General features: G+C 58.2%; 15 protein-coding genes. 9 read left to right on the forward strand and 6 right to left on the reverse strand.

From position 1 onward, the window contains the following. The first annotated feature begins 2 nt into the window (after positions 1–2). The 8 genes from ABYT07_RS00105 to lpdA all read left to right on the forward strand — a co-directional run bounded on the left by ABYT07_RS00105 (position 3) and on the right by lpdA (position 8841). On the forward strand, positions 3–296 hold the full coding sequence (locus tag ABYT07_RS00105; RefSeq protein WP_372988547.1) for a hypothetical protein: 294 nt from the start codon (positions 3–5) through the stop codon (positions 294–296). Continuing rightward, positions 296–790, forward strand: coding sequence for a hypothetical protein (locus ABYT07_RS00110; protein ID WP_372988548.1), 495 nt, complete (start codon positions 296–298; stop codon positions 788–790). Before ABYT07_RS00105 ends, ABYT07_RS00110 begins: the two co-directional genes overlap by 1 nt. Positions 791–1006: 216 nt before the next feature. After that, the gene (sucD, locus tag ABYT07_RS00115) at positions 1007–1894 is read left to right on the forward strand and encodes a succinate--CoA ligase subunit alpha (protein WP_372988549.1); all 888 of its coding nucleotides are present in this window, start codon (positions 1007–1009) and stop codon (positions 1892–1894) included. Positions 1895–1971: 77 nt separating this feature from the next. Beyond that, complete coding sequence (locus ABYT07_RS00120; protein ID WP_372988550.1) at positions 1972–4935, forward strand: 2-oxoglutarate dehydrogenase E1 component; 2964 nt, start codon at positions 1972–1974, stop codon at positions 4933–4935. A gap of 2 nt (positions 4936–4937) precedes the next feature. Then, complete coding sequence (odhB, locus tag ABYT07_RS00125) at positions 4938–6461, forward strand: 2-oxoglutarate dehydrogenase complex dihydrolipoyllysine-residue succinyltransferase (RefSeq protein WP_372988551.1); 1524 nt, start codon at positions 4938–4940, stop codon at positions 6459–6461. 69 nt (positions 6462–6530) lie between these two features. Next, positions 6531–6914 (forward strand): MAPEG family protein, encoded by a 384-nt coding sequence (locus ABYT07_RS00130; protein ID WP_372988552.1) that lies wholly within the window; start codon positions 6531–6533, stop codon positions 6912–6914. A 15-nt stretch (positions 6915–6929) separates the two neighbouring features. Further along, positions 6930–7325, forward strand: a complete 396-nt coding sequence (locus ABYT07_RS00135; RefSeq protein ID WP_372988553.1) for an MAPEG family protein — start codon at positions 6930–6932, stop codon at positions 7323–7325. Between the two features lie 127 nt (positions 7326–7452). After that, complete coding sequence (gene lpdA / locus ABYT07_RS00140) at positions 7453–8841, forward strand: dihydrolipoyl dehydrogenase (RefSeq protein ID WP_372988554.1); 1389 nt, start codon at positions 7453–7455, stop codon at positions 8839–8841. A 287-nt stretch (positions 8842–9128) separates the two neighbouring features. Here lpdA and ABYT07_RS00145 read toward each other — a convergent pair whose 3' ends face one another. From ABYT07_RS00145 to ABYT07_RS00155, 3 genes are read right to left on the reverse strand one after another with little or no spacing between them, the layout of a single operon-like run. Beyond that, positions 9129–9854, reverse strand: coding sequence for a lysophospholipid acyltransferase family protein (locus ABYT07_RS00145; RefSeq protein ID WP_372988555.1), 726 nt, complete (start codon positions 9852–9854; stop codon positions 9129–9131). Continuing rightward, the gene (locus tag ABYT07_RS00150; protein WP_372988556.1) at positions 9854–10759 is read right to left on the reverse strand and encodes a cell division protein FtsX; all 906 of its coding nucleotides are present in this window, start codon (positions 10757–10759) and stop codon (positions 9854–9856) included. Before ABYT07_RS00150 ends, ABYT07_RS00145 begins: the two co-directional genes overlap by 1 nt. Beyond that, complete coding sequence (locus tag ABYT07_RS00155; RefSeq protein WP_372988557.1) at positions 10756–11433, reverse strand: cell division ATP-binding protein FtsE; 678 nt, start codon at positions 11431–11433, stop codon at positions 10756–10758. Before ABYT07_RS00155 ends, ABYT07_RS00150 begins: the two co-directional genes overlap by 4 nt. Before the next feature lie 165 nt (positions 11434–11598). Between ABYT07_RS00155 and ABYT07_RS00160 the strand changes: the two genes are divergently transcribed. Then, positions 11599–12417 carry a zinc-ribbon domain-containing protein gene (locus ABYT07_RS00160; RefSeq protein ID WP_372988558.1) on the forward strand — a complete coding sequence of 273 codons (819 nt, stop codon included), beginning with the start codon at positions 11599–11601 and terminating at the stop codon, positions 12415–12417. 39 nt (positions 12418–12456) lie between these two features. Here ABYT07_RS00160 and ABYT07_RS00165 read toward each other — a convergent pair whose 3' ends face one another. From ABYT07_RS00165 to ABYT07_RS00175, 3 genes are read right to left on the reverse strand one after another with little or no spacing between them, the layout of a single operon-like run. Further along, positions 12457–15051 (reverse strand): TIGR02302 family protein, encoded by a 2595-nt coding sequence (locus tag ABYT07_RS00165; protein ID WP_372988559.1) that lies wholly within the window; start codon positions 15049–15051, stop codon positions 12457–12459. 39 nt (positions 15052–15090) lie between these two features. Then, complete coding sequence (gene lysA / locus ABYT07_RS00170; protein ID WP_372988560.1) at positions 15091–16356, reverse strand: diaminopimelate decarboxylase; 1266 nt, start codon at positions 16354–16356, stop codon at positions 15091–15093. Positions 16357–16396: 40 nt separating this feature from the next. Further along, the gene (locus tag ABYT07_RS00175) at positions 16397–16714 is read right to left on the reverse strand and encodes a DUF2834 domain-containing protein (RefSeq protein ID WP_372988561.1); all 318 of its coding nucleotides are present in this window, start codon (positions 16712–16714) and stop codon (positions 16397–16399) included. Position 16715: the final 1 nt, after the last annotated feature.

A 16715-nucleotide genomic window follows, 5' to 3' on the forward strand; every position in this document is an offset into this window, starting at 1 on the left:
CGATGGATAATTCCCCTCGCACATCGCCTCTTTTGGCGGGCTTGGCACTGGTTGGCGCGGGACTTGTTCTGCGTCAGATACAGCCGTCGGTGTTGTCCTTGCCCGAACCCGACAAAGCGGATCGTAACGATCATGGTGTTCGCCGCGCCGCGCGCAAATCGCGTGACGGTCTGGCGGGGCTGCTGCCCAAGAACCTGACAGGCTCTATCGGGCGGTCTCTGATGATCATGGGGCTTGGCCTTGTGACCATCCGCGCGCTTGATGCAATCGTTGATGACAAAGACGCGCTGTACTGATGCGATTAACCGCTTTCATTCTGGCCAGCCTTACGCTGGGCACCCCCGCATTGGCCCTCGGGCAGGACGCAGCAATTGCTGCGTTCAATGCGTGGTGCTTTAAGGCGGGCCAGACAGAAAGCAGCATCCGTGCCAATATGGCGCGCAGCGCGGGGTCACCTTTGCCCTTTGATCTGGTATTTTGGGACGTCTCGATTGAGCCCGTTTCCCAAGATTTGCCAAAGGGTGTTGAGCGGCGCTGTGAGGTCTCGTTCGAAGGGGATCACACCGACGGGGCAATCGCGGGGCTGCGCAAGCAGATGGCGACCCCACCGGTTTTTGGCACAGTAATTCCGCTGCCCGACACACATCAATCCTTGGCAGGGACAGTCCTGATCGAAGGGCGCGAACTATTGGCGGGTCGTGTGGCCGTCGTGCATGTCGGGACACGGTATGGCAAAACCTTTATCGCTGTCGATCGCTTGTTCGACGGTCTCGGGGGCACCAAAAAATGACGGATAGCCTGTTGCGAAACCAACCTTTGCGGCCAACGTCAAACCATGGCCTGATAACCGTGACAGCCAAGCCTTCTCGCTACGGTCTGCGCATCGGTACGCAGGCCATTCACCCGCCCAAGTCAATACCATCTCAAAACGCGCCCAATAGGGCCGCGACTACCTAAATATACCACGCACATCTTGTGCGTATTCATTGCAAGACAGGAGGGCCTCATGGCCGTACTCGTAGACGAAAACACCAAAGTGATCTGTCAGGGCCTCACCGGCTCCCAAGGGACGTTCCACACAGAACAGGCAATCGCCTATGGGACAAAAATGGTCGGCGGCGTGACCCCCGGCAAAGGCGGCCAATCGCATCTGGACCTGCCCGTGTTCAACTCTGTCCACGAAGCGCGCCACGTGACCGAAGCCAATGCTACCGTCATCTATGTACCGCCCCCCTTTGCTGCGGATTCAATCCTTGAGGCGATCGACGCCGAGATGGAATTGATCGTCTGCATCACCGAAGGTATTCCGGTTCTGGACATGATGCGTGTCAAACGCGCGCTGGACGGGTCGAAATCGCGTCTGATCGGGCCAAACTGCCCCGGCGTTATCACGCCCGATGCTTGCAAGATCGGCATCATGCCTGGCCATATTCACAAGCGCGGATCCTGCGGCGTTGTTTCGCGTTCGGGCACGCTGACATACGAAGCGGTCAAGCAGACATCCGATCTGGGCCTTGGCCAGTCTTCCGCAGTCGGTATCGGTGGTGACCCCATCAAAGGGTCCGAGCATATCGACATCCTCGAGATGTTCCTGGCCGATCCCGAAACCCATTCGATCATCATGATCGGTGAAATCGGAGGCTCTGCCGAAGAAGAAGCCGCGCAGTTCCTTGCGGATGAAAAAAAGAAGGGCCGTTGGAAGCCCACCGCCGGTTTCATCGCCGGGCGCACAGCCCCTCCCGGTCGCCGCATGGGCCACGCTGGTGCAATCGTTGCCGGTGGCAAGGGCGACGCGGAATCCAAGATCAACGCGATGCGCGAAGCGGGCATCGTTGTCGCGGACAGCCCTGCAACTTTGGGTGAAGCCGTCCAAGAAGCGATCAACAAAGGGTAATCCCTTAAAGTCGGGCAGGCATACCGCCTGCCCGACACACCACATCAATCCGTTGCGCTCTCATTAGAGGTATCGCCATGACCGACCACCCGCAGAACGACCAGTTCCACGATTCCTCTTTCCTTGAGGGGCAAAACAGCACGTATCTTGAAGCGATGTATGCGCGCTATGCCAATGATCCGACTGCGGTCGATGATGCATGGCAAGCGTTCTTCAAGGCGATGGATGATGATGGCGACGACGTAAAGGCCGAAGCCGCAGGCCCGTCTTGGGCGCGCAGCGACTGGCCCCCAATGCCGCAGGACGACCTGACGGCCGCCCTGACTGGTCAGTGGCCTGCCCCAGTTGAAACCAAAGCCGCTGGCCAAAAGATTGTCGATAAAGCTGCGGCCAAAGGCGTGGAACTCTCGGATGCGCAGGTGCAACGCGCTGTGCTTGACAGTATCCGCGCCTTGATGCTGATCCGCGCCTACCGGATCCGTGGCCATTTGGCCGCTGACCTTGATCCGCTTGGCATGCGTGATGTCGGTGGCCAGCCAGAGTTGGACCCAGCCGCATATGGCTTTGGCCCCAAGGACATGGATCGCCCGATTTTCATCGACAACGTGCTTGGCCTGCAAATCGCCACGATGAAGCAGATCGTCGACATCGTAAAGCGCACCTATTGCGGGACGTTCGCGCTGCAATATATGCACATCTCGAATCCCGAAGAAGCGTCGTGGTTGAAAGAGCGGATTGAAGGCTACGGCAAAGAAATCCATTTCACCCAGAACGGTAGAAAAGCCATTCTGAACAAGCTGGTCGAAGCCGAAGGATTTGAGAAATTCCTGCATGTGAAATACATGGGGACCAAGCGTTTCGGCCTGGATGGCGGTGAATCCCTGATCCCTGCGATGGAACAGATTATCAAACGTGGCGGCCAACTGGGCGTGCAGGATATCGTCATCGGCATGCCCCACCGCGGGCGTCTGTCCGTGCTCGCCAACGTGATGCAAAAACCCTACCGCGCGATCTTTAACGAATTTCAGGGCGGTAGCTTCAAGCCCGAAGACGTCGATGGATCGGGTGATGTGAAATACCACCTTGGTGCATCATCTGACCGCGAATTCGATGGCAATACCGTTCACCTGTCGCTGACCGCCAACCCGTCCCACCTTGAGGCGGTGAACCCCGTCGTTTTGGGCAAGGTCCGCGCCAAACAAGATCAGCTGAAAGATCCAAACCGGATCAAGGTTATGCCGATTTTGCTGCACGGCGATGCCGCATTTGCCGGTCAGGGTGTTGTGGCTGAATGTTTCGCACTGTCCGGCCTGCGCGGCCACCGCACCGGCGGGACAATGCACATCGTGGTGAACAACCAGATCGGTTTCACCACCGCGCCGCATTTCAGCCGCTCCAGCCCCTACCCGACCGACAACGCTCTTGTGGTCGAAGCACCGATTTTCCACGTTAATGGCGATGATCCAGAGGCCGTGGTTCATGCCGCCCGCGTGGCCACCGAATTCCGGCAGAAGTTCCACAAAGACGTGGTTCTGGACATCATCTGCTACCGCCGTTTTGGTCACAACGAGGGCGACGAGCCCATGTTCACCAACCCGGTAATGTATCAGAAAATCAAAAAGCAAAAAACCACGCTCACGCTTTATACGGATCGCCTTGTCAAAGACGGGCTGATCCCCGAAGGCGAGATCGAGGATATGAAAGCCGCGTTCCAGGAAAAGATGAACACGGAATTCGAAGCCGGCAAAGAATACCGCCCCAACAAGGCAGACTGGCTTGATGGCAAGTGGTCGCATCTCGATAAGGCGAAAGAAAAGAAATACCAGCGCGGCAAGACGGCAATTGCGCCCGAAACGATGGCCGATGTTGGTAAGGCGCTGACCACAGCGCCCGATGATTTTCCGGTGCATAAAACGATCACGCGCCTGCTGGACGCCAAGGCCGAAATGTTCAAGTCCGGTGTTGGCTTTGACTGGGCCACAGCAGAGGCATTGGCCTTTGGGTCGCTATTGACCGAAGGGTACAAGGTTCGCCTTTCCGGGCAGGATTCGGCACGCGGCACGTTCTCGCAACGCCACTCGGCGCTGATCAACCAGGAAAACGAAGACCGGTATTATCCGCTGAACCATATCCGCGAGGGGCAAGCCGAATACGAGGTCATCGACTCAATGCTGTCCGAATATGCGGTTCTGGGCTTTGAATACGGCTATTCTCTTGCCGAACCCAACGCGCTGACCCTTTGGGAGGCACAATTCGGTGATTTCGCCAACGGCGCTCAGATCATGTTTGATCAGTTCATCAGCTCCGGCGAAAGCAAATGGCTGCGGATGTCCGGCCTCGTTTGCCTGATGCCGCACGGCTACGAAGGGCAAGGACCCGAACATTCCTCTGCCCGTCTGGAACGGTTCCTGACCATGTGTGGCGGGGACAACTGGATTGTTGCCAACTGCACCACGCCTGCGAACTATTTCCACCTGCTGCGCCGCCAACTGCACCGCAGCTACCGCAAGCCGCTAATGTTGATGACGCCAAAATCACTGCTGCGTCACAAGATGGCCGTCAGCAAGACCGAAGAATTCACAACCGGGTCCAGCTTTCACCGCGTCTTGTGGGATGACGCCCAGCATGGAAATTCGGAAACCAATCTGGTGGCCGATGACAAGATCAAGCGCGTGGTGATGTGTTCCGGCAAGGTCTATTATGACCTCCTGGAAGAACGTGATGCCCGCGGGATCGACGACATCTATCTTCTGCGCTTCGAACAATTCTATCCCTTCCCTGCCCAATCCGCCGTAAAAGAACTGGAACGTTTCAAAAACGCTGAAATGGTCTGGTGTCAGGAAGAACCCAAAAATCAGGGGGCCTGGACCTTTATTGAACCCAACATCGAATGGGTTCTGGGCCGGATCGACGCCACACACACCCGCCCCGTTTACGCCGGGCGCGCCACAGCGGCCTCGCCCGCTACGGGCCTTGCCTCTCAACATAAAGCACAACAAGCAGCACTCGTTAACGATGCGCTGACCATCGAAGGAAAATAACCATGACAAGCGAAGTACGCGTCCCCACGTTGGGCGAATCCGTTACCGAAGCGACCGTGGCAACATGGTTCAAAAAGCCCGGCGATAGTGTCGAAGTTGACGAAATGCTCTGCGAGCTGGAAACCGACAAGGTCACCGTCGAAGTCCCAAGCCCGGTGGCTGGCACATTGGCAGAAATCGTTGCCGCAGAAGGCGAGACTGTTGGCGTTGACGCGCTGCTGGCTAATATTTCCGAGGGTGGTGAAAAGCCTGCCGCCAAGGAAGAAAAGCCTGCTGCCGAAGCCAAGGCCGACGCCCCCGCTAAGGGTGGCGACGCCGTCAATGTGATGGTCCCGACCCTTGGTGAATCGGTGACCGAGGCGACAATCAGCACTTGGTTCAAGAAAGTCGGCGACACCGTCGAAGCCGATGAAATGCTATGCGAACTGGAAACCGACAAAGTCAGCGTCGAAGTACCTGCACCCGCCGCAGGCACCCTGACCGAGATCCTGTTCGAAGAAGGTGCAACCGTCGAGGCAAATGCCAAGCTGGCCATCATCACCGAAGGCGCAGGTGGTGCATCCGCGACAGAAGGCACACCTGAGACCACCACCAAGCCGGGCGGGCGCGATGCAGCGCCTTCGACGTCCTCGGGTGACACCGAAGACGCGCCATCCGCCAAAAAGGCAATGGCCGAGGCTGGCATCACACGCGATCAGGTTACCGGCACCGGCCGCGATGGCCGTGTGATGAAAGAAGACGTTGCCAAGGCTGTTGCTGCCGGTACATCTGCTGCGAAACCTGCCCCCGCTGCGGCACCGCGCGCGCCTTCCGCCCCGCAAGATGCCGCGCGCGAAGAACGGGTGAAGATGACTCGCCTGCGTCAAACAATTGCCCGTCGCCTGAAAGACAGCCAGAACACTGCAGCGATGTTGACGACCTACAACGAGGTCGACATGACGGAAATCATGGCCCTGCGGAACGAATACAAGGATCTGTTCCTCAAGAAACATGGTGTCAAACTGGGCTTCATGTCCTTCTTTACCAAGGCCTGCATCCACGCGCTGCACGAAGTACCCGAAGTGAACGCCGAAATCGACGGTACCGATGTTGTGTACAAAAACTACGTCAACATGGGCATCGCGGCTGGTACACCTACAGGCCTAGTCGTGCCGGTAATCAAAGACGCACAGGACATGTCCTTTGCAACGATCGAAAAATCGATTGCCGAAATGGGGGCCAAGGCCCGTGATGGCAAGCTGTCGATGGCCGAAATGCAAGGTGGCACTTTCACCATCTCAAACGGGGGTGTCTACGGTTCGCTGATGTCCTCGCCGATCCTGAACCCGCCACAGTCCGGCATCTTGGGCATGCACAAGATTCAAGACCGTCCGATGGCAATCAACGGTCAGGTGGTTATCCGCCCGATGATGTACCTCGCGCTCAGCTACGACCACCGGATCGTCGACGGCAAAGGGGCCGTAACTTTCCTTGTGCGCGTGAAAGAAGCGCTCGAAGATCCCCGTCGTCTGCTGATGGATTTGTAGAACAAAATCGGCGGGTGCAGGCCCGCCGATTTAACACAATGGCGCATAGATGCGTCGAAAGGATACCTGATGACAGAAACGACGATACTTGCCGCTTACGGCCTTCTCGTACTGCTGACGCTCCTTTTGCAGGTCATCGGCGGGATGCAGCAGCTCAGCCTCGGCTACCTATTATCCTCTCGTGATGAAACGCGCACCGTCACTGGAATGACGGCCAGACTTGAACGCGCGCTGAACAACTCACTCGTGGCGATGGCTCTTTTCGCACCAGCGATTCTGATCCTCGTGGTGCTGGATAGAACCGGGTCCGCCAGTCTACTCGCTGCGCAGGTCTTCTTGATTGCGCGTATCGTCTACCTGCCTGTCTATGCGTTTGGCATCCCCGCCATACGCACGCTGGCATGGCTGACGGGCTTCGCTGCAACAGCTTTCCTGTACCTCCTCGCGCTCTAGCGGATCAAAAATAACATGCCCCCCGAACTTACCGTCCTCATCCTCGCCGCCCTGCTACAGACCGTAACATTCGTGCTTTACGCAGTCCCAGCGAACCGCGAACTTGGTACCGGCTATACGATGTCAGCGCGCGACCGCGCCCCCACGCGCGAAATGTCCGACCGCACTGCCCGTCTTGGCAGAACAATGGACAATACCTTCGAAGCACTCATTCTCTTTGGCATTGCCGCTACTGTCATTACGATCTCCGATCAAAGCACCACATACACCATGTTGATGTCGTGGATTTTCCTTGCCGCCCGTATAGCCTATATTCCCGCATACGCGCTTGGCTGGCGTCCGGGCCGCTCAATCATCTGGGCCGTAGGCTTCGCCGCCACAACGCTCATGCTGATCGCGGCGCTCTTTTGATCTTCCAAATGGACCCAAATCCCGGGGGAGTGCGCTTGCGCACGGCGGCAGCGCCCCCTAGCCTCTCTCTCAACCAAGACACCTATTGAAAACAACCAACCGTCCGACCTTCTCAAGGAGACCTCCCATGTCCAGCTACGATGTCATCATCATCGGCTCCGGCCCCGGCGGCTATGTATCCGCAATTCGCTGCGCCCAATTGGGCCTCAAGACCGCCTGCGTCGAGGGGCGCGACACGTTGGGCGGAACCTGCTTGAACGTCGGCTGCATCCCGTCAAAGGCTCTGCTCCACGCGACCCATATGCTCCACGAGGCGGAGCATAATTTCGGGGACATGGGCCTTAAGGGCAAGAGCCCCTCGGTCGACTGGAACCAGATGCAGGCCTATAAACAGAACACCATTGACACCAATACCAAGGGCATCGAATTCCTGTTCAAAAAGAACAAGATCGACTGGATCAAAGGCTGGGCAACCATTCCCGAGGCCGGCAAGGTCAAGGTTGGCGACGACGTGCACGACGCCAAAAACATCATCATCGCCACAGGATCAGAACCGGCATCACTTCCGGGTGTTGAGGTCGACGAAAAGATCGTTGTCACCTCGACCGGGGTGTTGTCGCTGAACAAGGTCCCCAAGAAAATGGTCGTGATCGGTGCAGGTGTCATCGGCTTGGAGATCGGCTCGGTCTATGCCCGTCTCGGCAGCGAGGTCACCGTGGTTGAATACCTTGATGCGATCACGCCCGGCATGGACGGTGAAGTGCAAAAGAACTTCATGCGGATCCTGAAAAAGCAGGGAATCAACTTTATCATGGGGGCCGCTGTCCAAGGTACCGAAGCTTCAAAATCCAAAGCAAAGGTCACCTACAAGCTGCGCAAGGACGAAAGCGAACATACGCTGGATGCTGATGTCGTGCTGGTCTCGACCGGTCGCAAACCATTTTATGATGGTCTGGACCTTGCCGGTCTCGGTATCGAGATGACCAAGCGCGGACAGATCGCTGTGAATGACCACTGGGAAACATCCGTCAAAGGCATTTATGCAATCGGCGACGTGATCGAGGGCCCCATGCTGGCGCACAAGGCCGAAGACGAAGGCATGGCAGTCGCTTCAGTCATTGCTGGCAAGCATGGTCACGTAAACTATGGCGTGATCCCCGGCGTGATCTACACCCACCCAGAGGTTGCAAATGTCGGCATGACCGAAGAGCAACTGAAAGAAGAAGGCCGCGCCTATAAAGTTGGCAAATTCAGCTTTATGGGGAACGCCCGTGCCAAGGCTGTTTTCGCCGGTGAAGGGTTTGTAAAGATCATCGCCGACAAAGAAACCGACCGCATTCTAGGTGCTCATATCATCGGGCCAGCGGCAGGTGATCTGATCCACGAGGTTTGCGTTGCGATGGAATTCGGTGCCTCTGCCGAAGATCTGGCGATGACGTGCCACGCCCATCCGACTTACTCCGAAGCTGTGCGTGAAGCTGCATTGGCCTGTGGTGATGGCGCAATCCACATGTGATTGGTTTTGAATGATCTTACGTCTGGGGCTCTGCCCCAGACCCCGGGATATTTATGAGCCAGAGAAGAAGAAGATGGCTGGGGAAACGGCGGCGAATTCCAACCCATGTGCCGACCCTGTCGATCTTGCTGATCACACGTATGTCATACGGTCTATGCGCACCAGAGCCTGAGGTGTTTGGCACACGCAGTTAGGGTCACGGAGCCTTGGAGGTGATAGATGATCTGGGGCCATGCGCATAGTCGATTACATCAGCCTGCTTCAACTCCCAGATAGCCCCGATATTTTCAGCGCTCCGCATGCGCTCTAGCATCTGCAAGCAATTCGTCTGACCGTTTTTCCACAACCCGCTCTAGGGTTTCCATAAAGTCTTTCCGCTCCATTCCGGCAGGCATCGGATCCAGGAATTCGACCACTGCGACACCGGGGCGACGGTACAGCCCGCGACGTGGCCAGAAATACCCGACATTCGTGGCGACAGGCACGCAGGGCTGACCCAATTGCTCATAAAGTGCGGCAGTCCCCTTTTTATAGGGCACGATGGCACCGGGTGCGACACGGGTCCCTTGGGCGTAGATAATCATTTGGCCTGCGTCCATATCACCCCGTCGGACATCCGCCAGCATCTTGGTGACCGCCTGCCCGCGCTTGCCACGATTGACGGGGATCATTCCCATGCGTTTGGCATATTGCCCGATCACAGGCATCCAGAGGATTTCCCGTTTCATGATGAATTTTCCCGCCGGGACGGATTGAAAGATCATCAGAATGTCTAGAAATGACTGGTGCTTGGCGGCAATCAAAACCGCATCCGTCGGGGGGGTGCCGCGTACTTCGCAACGCATGCCAACGATATGTTCTGCCATCCACATTACACCGCGCGAATAGCCTTTGCAGCAGGCGTAGGCCCCGCGTCGTGAAAACAGCGCCCATGGTGCATAAAGAATGCCGATAACGGGCATAAAGACCGTGCATCCCACGATAAATGTGATTGATCGTATCCACTGCAACATCAGGCAAGTTCCTTTAGGGTGCGCCGGGCTGCGGCACCTGTGGCGGCAAAGGCGACGGCACCTGCCAAAAACGGGATCAGCAGAGGCACCAGCCAATGCCATCCCTGAAAACCAAGCCCGGTCAGAAATCCGCCCGCATCAGAGGTGCTTGGCAATAGCAAGATCGCCAGCATCCCAAGCACCATTCCCACAGTCGCCCCGGTCAGGGCGCGCAGGGTAAAGCGTCGTATAAAGGCCTGCGCGATATAGCCGTCGGTGGCCCCGACCAACCGGAGTACCGCGATCACTTGTGCGTTCGCAGACAGGGCTGCATGGGCGGCAAGTGTCACCATCGCCGCCATCGTTGCGGTGATCAGCAAGGTTGATATCCACCCCAGCAGCTTGAGCCGCGACGCCGCTTTGACCAGTGGCGCGCGCCAGCGGCTGTGGTTGTCCAGCACGGCACCTGGAACTTCGGCGGCCAGACGCAGGCGCAGGCCGTCGGCATCCATACCATCCCCATCCTCGATAATTTCGATCAAGCGCGGCACAGGCAATGCGTCAATCGCCAGTTCAGGCCCGAACCACGGGGCAAGCAACGCTTGCTGTTCCGCGTCGGTCAATGCGCGCGCGGTTTGCACGCCTTTGGTTGTCTCTAGAATACGCAGGGCAGCGGCCGTTTGCGCGGCGCGCTGATCAATCGGGGCCACAACACGGATTGTCGCCGTACGTGCCAATTCCTGCCCCCACATATTCGCCAGCCGCCCCGAAGCCAGCGATAGCGCCAGCGCAAAAACCGCGAGAAAAGCCATCGTCGCGGCAGCAAACAAGGTCAGCTGCGCCGTAAATCCCGAAGGTGGCACGACCCGATCCGCTTGCCGGTCCCCTTTCCAAAGGGCAGCAAGAATGACGCGTGGCTTGATCACAAATCTGCCCCCGCCAATTGGATGCGCCGGTTTGCAATGCGCAACACCCGCGCCTGTACCTGCGCCTTGGTGGCGCGGATCAGGCTTAGGTCATGAGTCGCGATCAACACGGTCTTGCCCATTTTGTTCAGCTCCACCAGCAGCCGCAGCAGACGTTGGGACATTTCCCAATCCACGTTGCCTGTCGGTTCATCGGCCAACACCACATCGGGCGACATGATCACGGCCCGCGCAAGGGCCGCACGCTGCCGTTCGCCGCCAGACAGTTCGGGCGGCAACGCATCGGCGCGGTTGCTTAGGCCCACCCAGGACAACAGTTCCTCTAGGTCGCCACCTGCCGCGTCGGCATGGCGGCCTGACACAGTCAGCGGCAGGCTGATGTTTTCGGACACCGGCAGGTGGTTCAGAAACTGGCAATCCTGATGCACCACCCCCACGCGGCGCCGGACCATCGCGATATCGTCGCGGTCAAGGCTACGCACATCCGTGTCAAACAGGCGCACATGTCCCGCCGTTGGCAAAAGCGCGCCGTAACACAGCTTCATCAAGGTGGTTTTGCCAGCCCCGGACGGTCCGGTCAAAAAGTGAAACGACCCCGGTGCCAGCTTGACCGAGATATCGGACAACAATTCGCCCCCGCCATAGCTATAGGCTACGTTTTCAAACTCGATCACACGAAATTCCCAACCCGTTTGAACTGTTGTGCCTTAGCACCGCTTGGGTTTCAATGCACCCCATGGCAGGCTGGGCATGAAGATTGCACTTTTCCTGCCGATTTCTAGACCATAAGGTCGTATACATGTGAAGAATGTGAGGTTTCCAATGGGTACGGACGCGCGATGAGACTGATCTGTCCCAACTGTGATGCGCAATACGAGGTGCCCGACGAGGTCATGCCAACGTCGGGCCGCGATGTGCAATGTTCAAACTGTGGTCAAACATGGTTTCAGCATCACCCCGATTACATGCCGCAAGATGACCCCGACGCCCCCGAGGATGATGCCCTTGGTGCCGAGGACGATGCAGACTTTTTCCCAAAGGCAGCTTCACAGGGTGCGCCCACCCCCGTGCGCAAGCAGCTTGACCCGTCGGTTGCGGACATCTTGCGTCAAGAGGCCGAAGCAGAACAGGCCGCGCGCCAAAGCCGTCAGGCCGAAACACTGGAAAGCCAACCGGATCTTGGGTTGGACAATGCGGGCGAACCTTCAGACAGCGACCGCGCGCAGCAAGCCAAAGAGCGTATGGCGCGGTTACGTGGTGAGGAAGTGCGCACGGCTTCGGAAGTCAAAGCCACCGCAGCGGCCATCGGATCGCGGCGCGATCTTCTGCCCGATATCGAAGAGATAAATTCGACCCTCCGGTCTGACACCACACGGCGCAATGCCGCCCCCGCCAGAGACACCGGAACCACCACGGGTTTGGACACAGCCGAAGAACGCCGCGGCTTTAGTGCCGGTTTTCTCAGCATCGTAGTGTTGGCGACGCTGTTGATCATGATCTATGTCTTTGCGCCCAAGATCGCCGCGATGGTGCCGGGTGTTGATCCCTACCTGTCCGCCTTTGTGGCATGGGTCGATAACACCCGCCTGTGGCTGGACGAGCATTTGCAAAGCGCTTTGCAGTGGCTGGATGCAAAAGCATCCCAATCGGGCACCTGACAGGGCAACGTTTGTGCCGCGAGGCCCGTTTACGCGCCGCTAGAAACGATCCAGCAAACGGTTCAGATAGTCGCGCTCAACCTCGGGGCGTTCCGCCTCGCCAGAGCGGCGTCTGATTTCATCCAGCAGTTCGCGTGCGCGCCCGTAGGCGTCATTGTCCATCGACAGTTCACCTTCGGTGCTTTCGCCACCGTTCGAGGATTGGTTGCGCCCCAAAGGATCACGGTTATTGGCCTGCTGGTTACCATCGGCATTGCCTTGGCCCGGCTGGTTTTGCTGCTGTTCCTGCGCCATTGCATCGCCAAGCGCGCGCATGCCTTCGCGCAGGGCTTCCATTGCTTGGGACTGGTTATCAATCGCCTCCGAGAGGTCATTATTCCGCAAGGCTTCTTCGGCACCGTCCATGGCGCGGCCCGCACGGTCTAACGCGTCGCGCGCCGCATCCCCTTCGGCTGTGCCACCGCCCGGCAGCCGCCCTTGCTGGCGGTTCAGCTCATCGCGCAGCGCTTGTTGGCGATCTGCGATCGACCCTTGGCCATCTTGCCCTTGTCCATCGTTCTGGCCGGGCTGCTGCCCTTGTTGGCCTTGTCCGGGTTGGTTCTGGCCCTGCTGCTGACCGGGCTGCTGGCCTTGCCCTTGCTGCTGGCCCGGCTGTTGTCCTTGCTGCCCTTGCTGGCCATCCGGATTGAACTGTTCTTGCAAATCGCGGAACGCCTGATCGCTCAGCTCTTGCTGGTCGCGCAAGGTTTCGGCCAACCCCTCCATCGCCTGTTCACCGGGGCTTTGACCGCCCTGACCGGGCTGGCCTTGGGTGACCCGCATGTTCTCCATCATCTCTTGAAGCTCGCGCAGCGCCTGTTCGGCCTCGGCCATGCGGCCTTGCTCCATCAGCTCTTGAATGCGGTCCATCATGCGCTGCAAATCGTCTTGGGTCATTTGCATGCTCTCGCTTTGCTGGCCCTGTTGCGGGTCTTGCTGCTCGCCCTCTTGAGCTTGCTGTCGCTGCAACTGGCGCATGTACTCGTCGGTCGCACGGCGTAATTCATCCATCAGCTCGGCGATTTCTTCTTTCGACGCTCCGTTTTTCATCGCCTCGGTCAGCCGCTCTTGGGCACGGCGCATCCGGTCCAGTGCGTCAGCCAAAACGCCTTCTTCAAGCTCGATCGCCAAATCCCACAGGTCTTCGGCTATGTCGGTCTGCACCTCGTCGCTCAGACCATAGCTGGCGCGAATGTCCAACCGGTTGATCTGCTGGCGCAACCGCAAGGCAGATGTTTCGGACCGGAAAATGTCTTGGGGACGATAGGCCACCGCCTTGAGAACCTGCGCCAATCGCGCGGCATTCGCCTTGGACCACAACAGGTCGCGCCGTTGTTCAATTACCGCAGCCGCCAGCGGATCAAAGAACCGCCGCCCCGGCAAGGTCATCCCGCTTGGAGGGGTGGCGGTCTGCTGCTCTGACGCATCCAGAACGCTCAAGCTGATTTTCACAGGCAAATTTGCCCATGGATGCTTGGAGAAATCCTCGATCAGGTTTTCTTCGAACTCAGTGCGGTCCCCCGCAATCGGCATGGGCAGAGGGATAACCAGTTCAGGACGCGCATCAGGATCAACCGCCAACCCATAGCGCCGGTCAACTGCCGCCAGATCAAGACTGATCCGCGCCTCACCTGCTTCAACGCCGTAATCATCGCGCGCCACAAATGGCAGACGCATTTCGCCCAAGGCAGCAACTTCCGGGTCGCCCAAAATCTCAACTTCGGGGGCGGCATCGGGCAGCATCGTCACATTCCAAACGCGCCCGCCGGGTCCATCAACGCGGACTTCACCGCTTTGGGCGACCGTGAAATCCAGCACCGTCGCGGGTTCGACATCCTGATCAACCGGCACGCCTGATACAGTCTGCGTGACGCTCAACGCGCCCACTTCGCCATAAAGCCGCAGGGTGATCAAAGTACCGGCGGGCAAATTGATCGCCCCCGCATCCAGATCAGCCAGATACAGCGTTGGCCTTCCGGTATAGCGTGGCGGTTCAGCCCAGCCTTCCCAGACCGGCCCGCTGGCCAATCCGCCGCCACCCGGTGCCATCCCTGCAACAGACCCCACGCGCAGCACCGACCCGAATACCAGTGCCGTGGCGAAAAACAGCATGGCGACATAGCGCAGCGCAAACGGATCGCGCCGCGAAACGCGCAGGTCGGCAGGCACAGCCCGCGCTGCCGCCGCACGGTCGCTCATCCGCTGTTGGTGCGCTTGCCAGACTGCCATCGACGCCGGATCGCCCGCACCAATGGCTTGGGCATCCATCAAGGCCTGAATGGGACGTCCGGGCAAACTTGCATCCAGCCGCGCCAACGCATCGATCTGTCTTGGTACTTTGAAATACCATGCGGCATAGCCTAACGCGCCAATAACAGCGATCAAAACCGCCGCAGCCGCAGCATAGACAACCTCGACCGCGACAAGATCATGCAGCCCCAAGATCAGCGCTGCCAGGACAACAAGGATCACCCCGACCAACGGCCAAAGCGCTTGAACCAGCGCTTCGGCCCACATGCCAGCCCAAGTCAGCCTGAGCGGCCATTTGATTTTGGCGAGCCCGCGGCGTTGGTCATCACTTGTGATAAGGGTCATCTTTGACAATCTCCCGCATGGTTGACACGCAGCGCGCGGTCAAAGCCATTCAGGGATGGTATCTCGATTTATCATTTCGTCAAAGGTTGGTCGCGCGCGGATAACCGCAAATTGATCGTCCTTGACCAAAACTTCCGGAATAAGTGCCCGTGAGTTATACTCGCTGCTCATCACGGCACCGTATGCCCCGGCACTTCTAAACGCGACAAGGTCACCTGCGGCAAGCGCTGGCATCATGCGCTGCTTGGCAAATGTATCCCCGGATTCGCAAACCGGCCCGACGATGTCATAGGGCTGCTGCTCAGCCCCCGGCGCGGGTTCGACCACGGGGATGATGTCGTGATGCGCCTCGTACATGGCAGGGCGGATCAGATCGTTCATCGCCCCGTCAAGGATCAGGAAATCGCGGCCTTCACCAGACTTCACATAAATCACTTCGCTGATCATCAGCCCTGCATTGCCCGCAATCAAGCGGCCCGGTTCGATTTCGATCTCGCACCCAAGATGCCCCAGCTTGCGCTGCACCATCGCACCGTAATCACGGGGCAAAGGGGGCGCTTCGTTATTGCGCTCATAAGGAATGCCCAAGCCGCCGCCCAGATCAAGCCGGCGTATGTTGTGACCATCTGCGCGCAGAACCTCGGTCAATTCGGCAACTTTGTCATAGGCCTGCTCGAACGGGGCAAGATCGGTCAGCTGGCTGCCAATGTGCACGTCGATCCCAATGACATCTAGGCCAGCCATGCTTGCTGCCATTGAATAAACTTCACGCGCACGCGCAATGGGAATGCCAAACTTGTTCTCGGATTTGCCGGTCGCGATCTTGGCATGGGTCTTGGCGTCCACATCGGGGTTCACGCGAATGGTGATCGGGGCGACCTTGCCCAGCGACCGCGCCACAGCGTCCAGAACCTCCATCTCGGGTTCGGATTCGACGTTGAACTGACGAATGCCGCCCTCAAGCGCCAACCTGATCTCATCAGCTGTTTTCCCAACGCCGGAAAATACGATCTTATCGCCCGGAACACCTGCGGCCTTGGCGCGCAAATACTCGCCCGCCGACACAACATCCATGCCCGCCCCTGCCTGCGCCAATGTACGCAAAACTGCCTGATTGGAATTGGCCTTCATCGCATAGCAAACCAGATGGTCCATGCCGTCCAGCGCATCATCAAATGCCTTGAAATGCCGCAACAAGGTTGCTGTGGAATAGACATAAAACGGCGTCCCCACCGTTGCCGCGATCTCTGAAATTGCGACATCTTCAGCGAACAGCGCACCGTCGCGATACAGGAAATGATCCATTTTCTCTGGCTCCCAAATATCCCCGCCGGAGGCTCCGACGCTATTTTACAGGGGCCGACCGCAGAAATAGGTACAAAGGCAGGCCACAGCTTACCCCAATACCAAAGGTTGCGGGAATGGCAATCAGCGCCAACCAATTTCGCCGCACTGCGACTTCTGCAATGACCCAGACGGTCAGGGTGACGGCAGCAATGGTCAAATCCCACACCAGCCCACTTGAGGCCGCATTCACATGCCAAGCCTCGACCATCGCGCCCAAGTCAACTCCATTCGCCCGAAACCAAGTGACGAAATAATACATCGGATGGACCGCACCCCAAACCGCGAGGGCAAGATAGATCATGCGCAAAATCGACATG

The organism is Sulfitobacter sp., from assembly GCF_041552635.1.
Taxonomy (GTDB): Bacteria; Pseudomonadota; Alphaproteobacteria; order Rhodobacterales; family Rhodobacteraceae; genus Sulfitobacter.

Bases quoted from the DNA above. Each gene is read 5' to 3' on its own strand.
- ABYT07_RS00105 (WP_372988547.1), top strand. From the start codon at position 3: ATGGATAATTCCCCTCGCACATCGCCTCTTTTGGCGGGCTTGGCACTG.
- ABYT07_RS00110 (WP_372988548.1), top strand. From the start codon at position 296: ATGCGATTAACCGCTTTCATTCTGGCCAGCCTTACGCTGGGCACCCCC.
- sucD (WP_372988549.1), top strand. From the start codon at position 1,007: ATGGCCGTACTCGTAGACGAAAACACCAAAGTGATCTGTCAGGGCCTC.
- ABYT07_RS00120 (WP_372988550.1), top strand. From the start codon at position 1,972: ATGACCGACCACCCGCAGAACGACCAGTTCCACGATTCCTCTTTCCTT.
- odhB (WP_372988551.1), top strand. From the start codon at position 4,938: ATGACAAGCGAAGTACGCGTCCCCACGTTGGGCGAATCCGTTACCGAA.
- ABYT07_RS00130 (WP_372988552.1), top strand. From the start codon at position 6,531: ATGACAGAAACGACGATACTTGCCGCTTACGGCCTTCTCGTACTGCTG.
- ABYT07_RS00135 (WP_372988553.1), top strand. From the start codon at position 6,930: ATGCCCCCCGAACTTACCGTCCTCATCCTCGCCGCCCTGCTACAGACC.
- lpdA (WP_372988554.1), top strand. From the start codon at position 7,453: ATGTCCAGCTACGATGTCATCATCATCGGCTCCGGCCCCGGCGGCTAT.
- ABYT07_RS00145 (WP_372988555.1), bottom strand. From the start codon at position 9,854: ATGTTGCAGTGGATACGATCAATCACATTTATCGTGGGATGCACGGTC.
- ABYT07_RS00160 (WP_372988558.1), top strand. From the start codon at position 11,599: ATGAGACTGATCTGTCCCAACTGTGATGCGCAATACGAGGTGCCCGAC.
- ABYT07_RS00165 (WP_372988559.1), bottom strand. From the start codon at position 15,051: ATGACCCTTATCACAAGTGATGACCAACGCCGCGGGCTCGCCAAAATC.
- lysA (WP_372988560.1), bottom strand. From the start codon at position 16,356: ATGGATCATTTCCTGTATCGCGACGGTGCGCTGTTCGCTGAAGATGTC.
- ABYT07_RS00175 (WP_372988561.1), bottom strand. From the start codon at position 16,714: ATGTCGATTTTGCGCATGATCTATCTTGCCCTCGCGGTTTGGGGTGCG.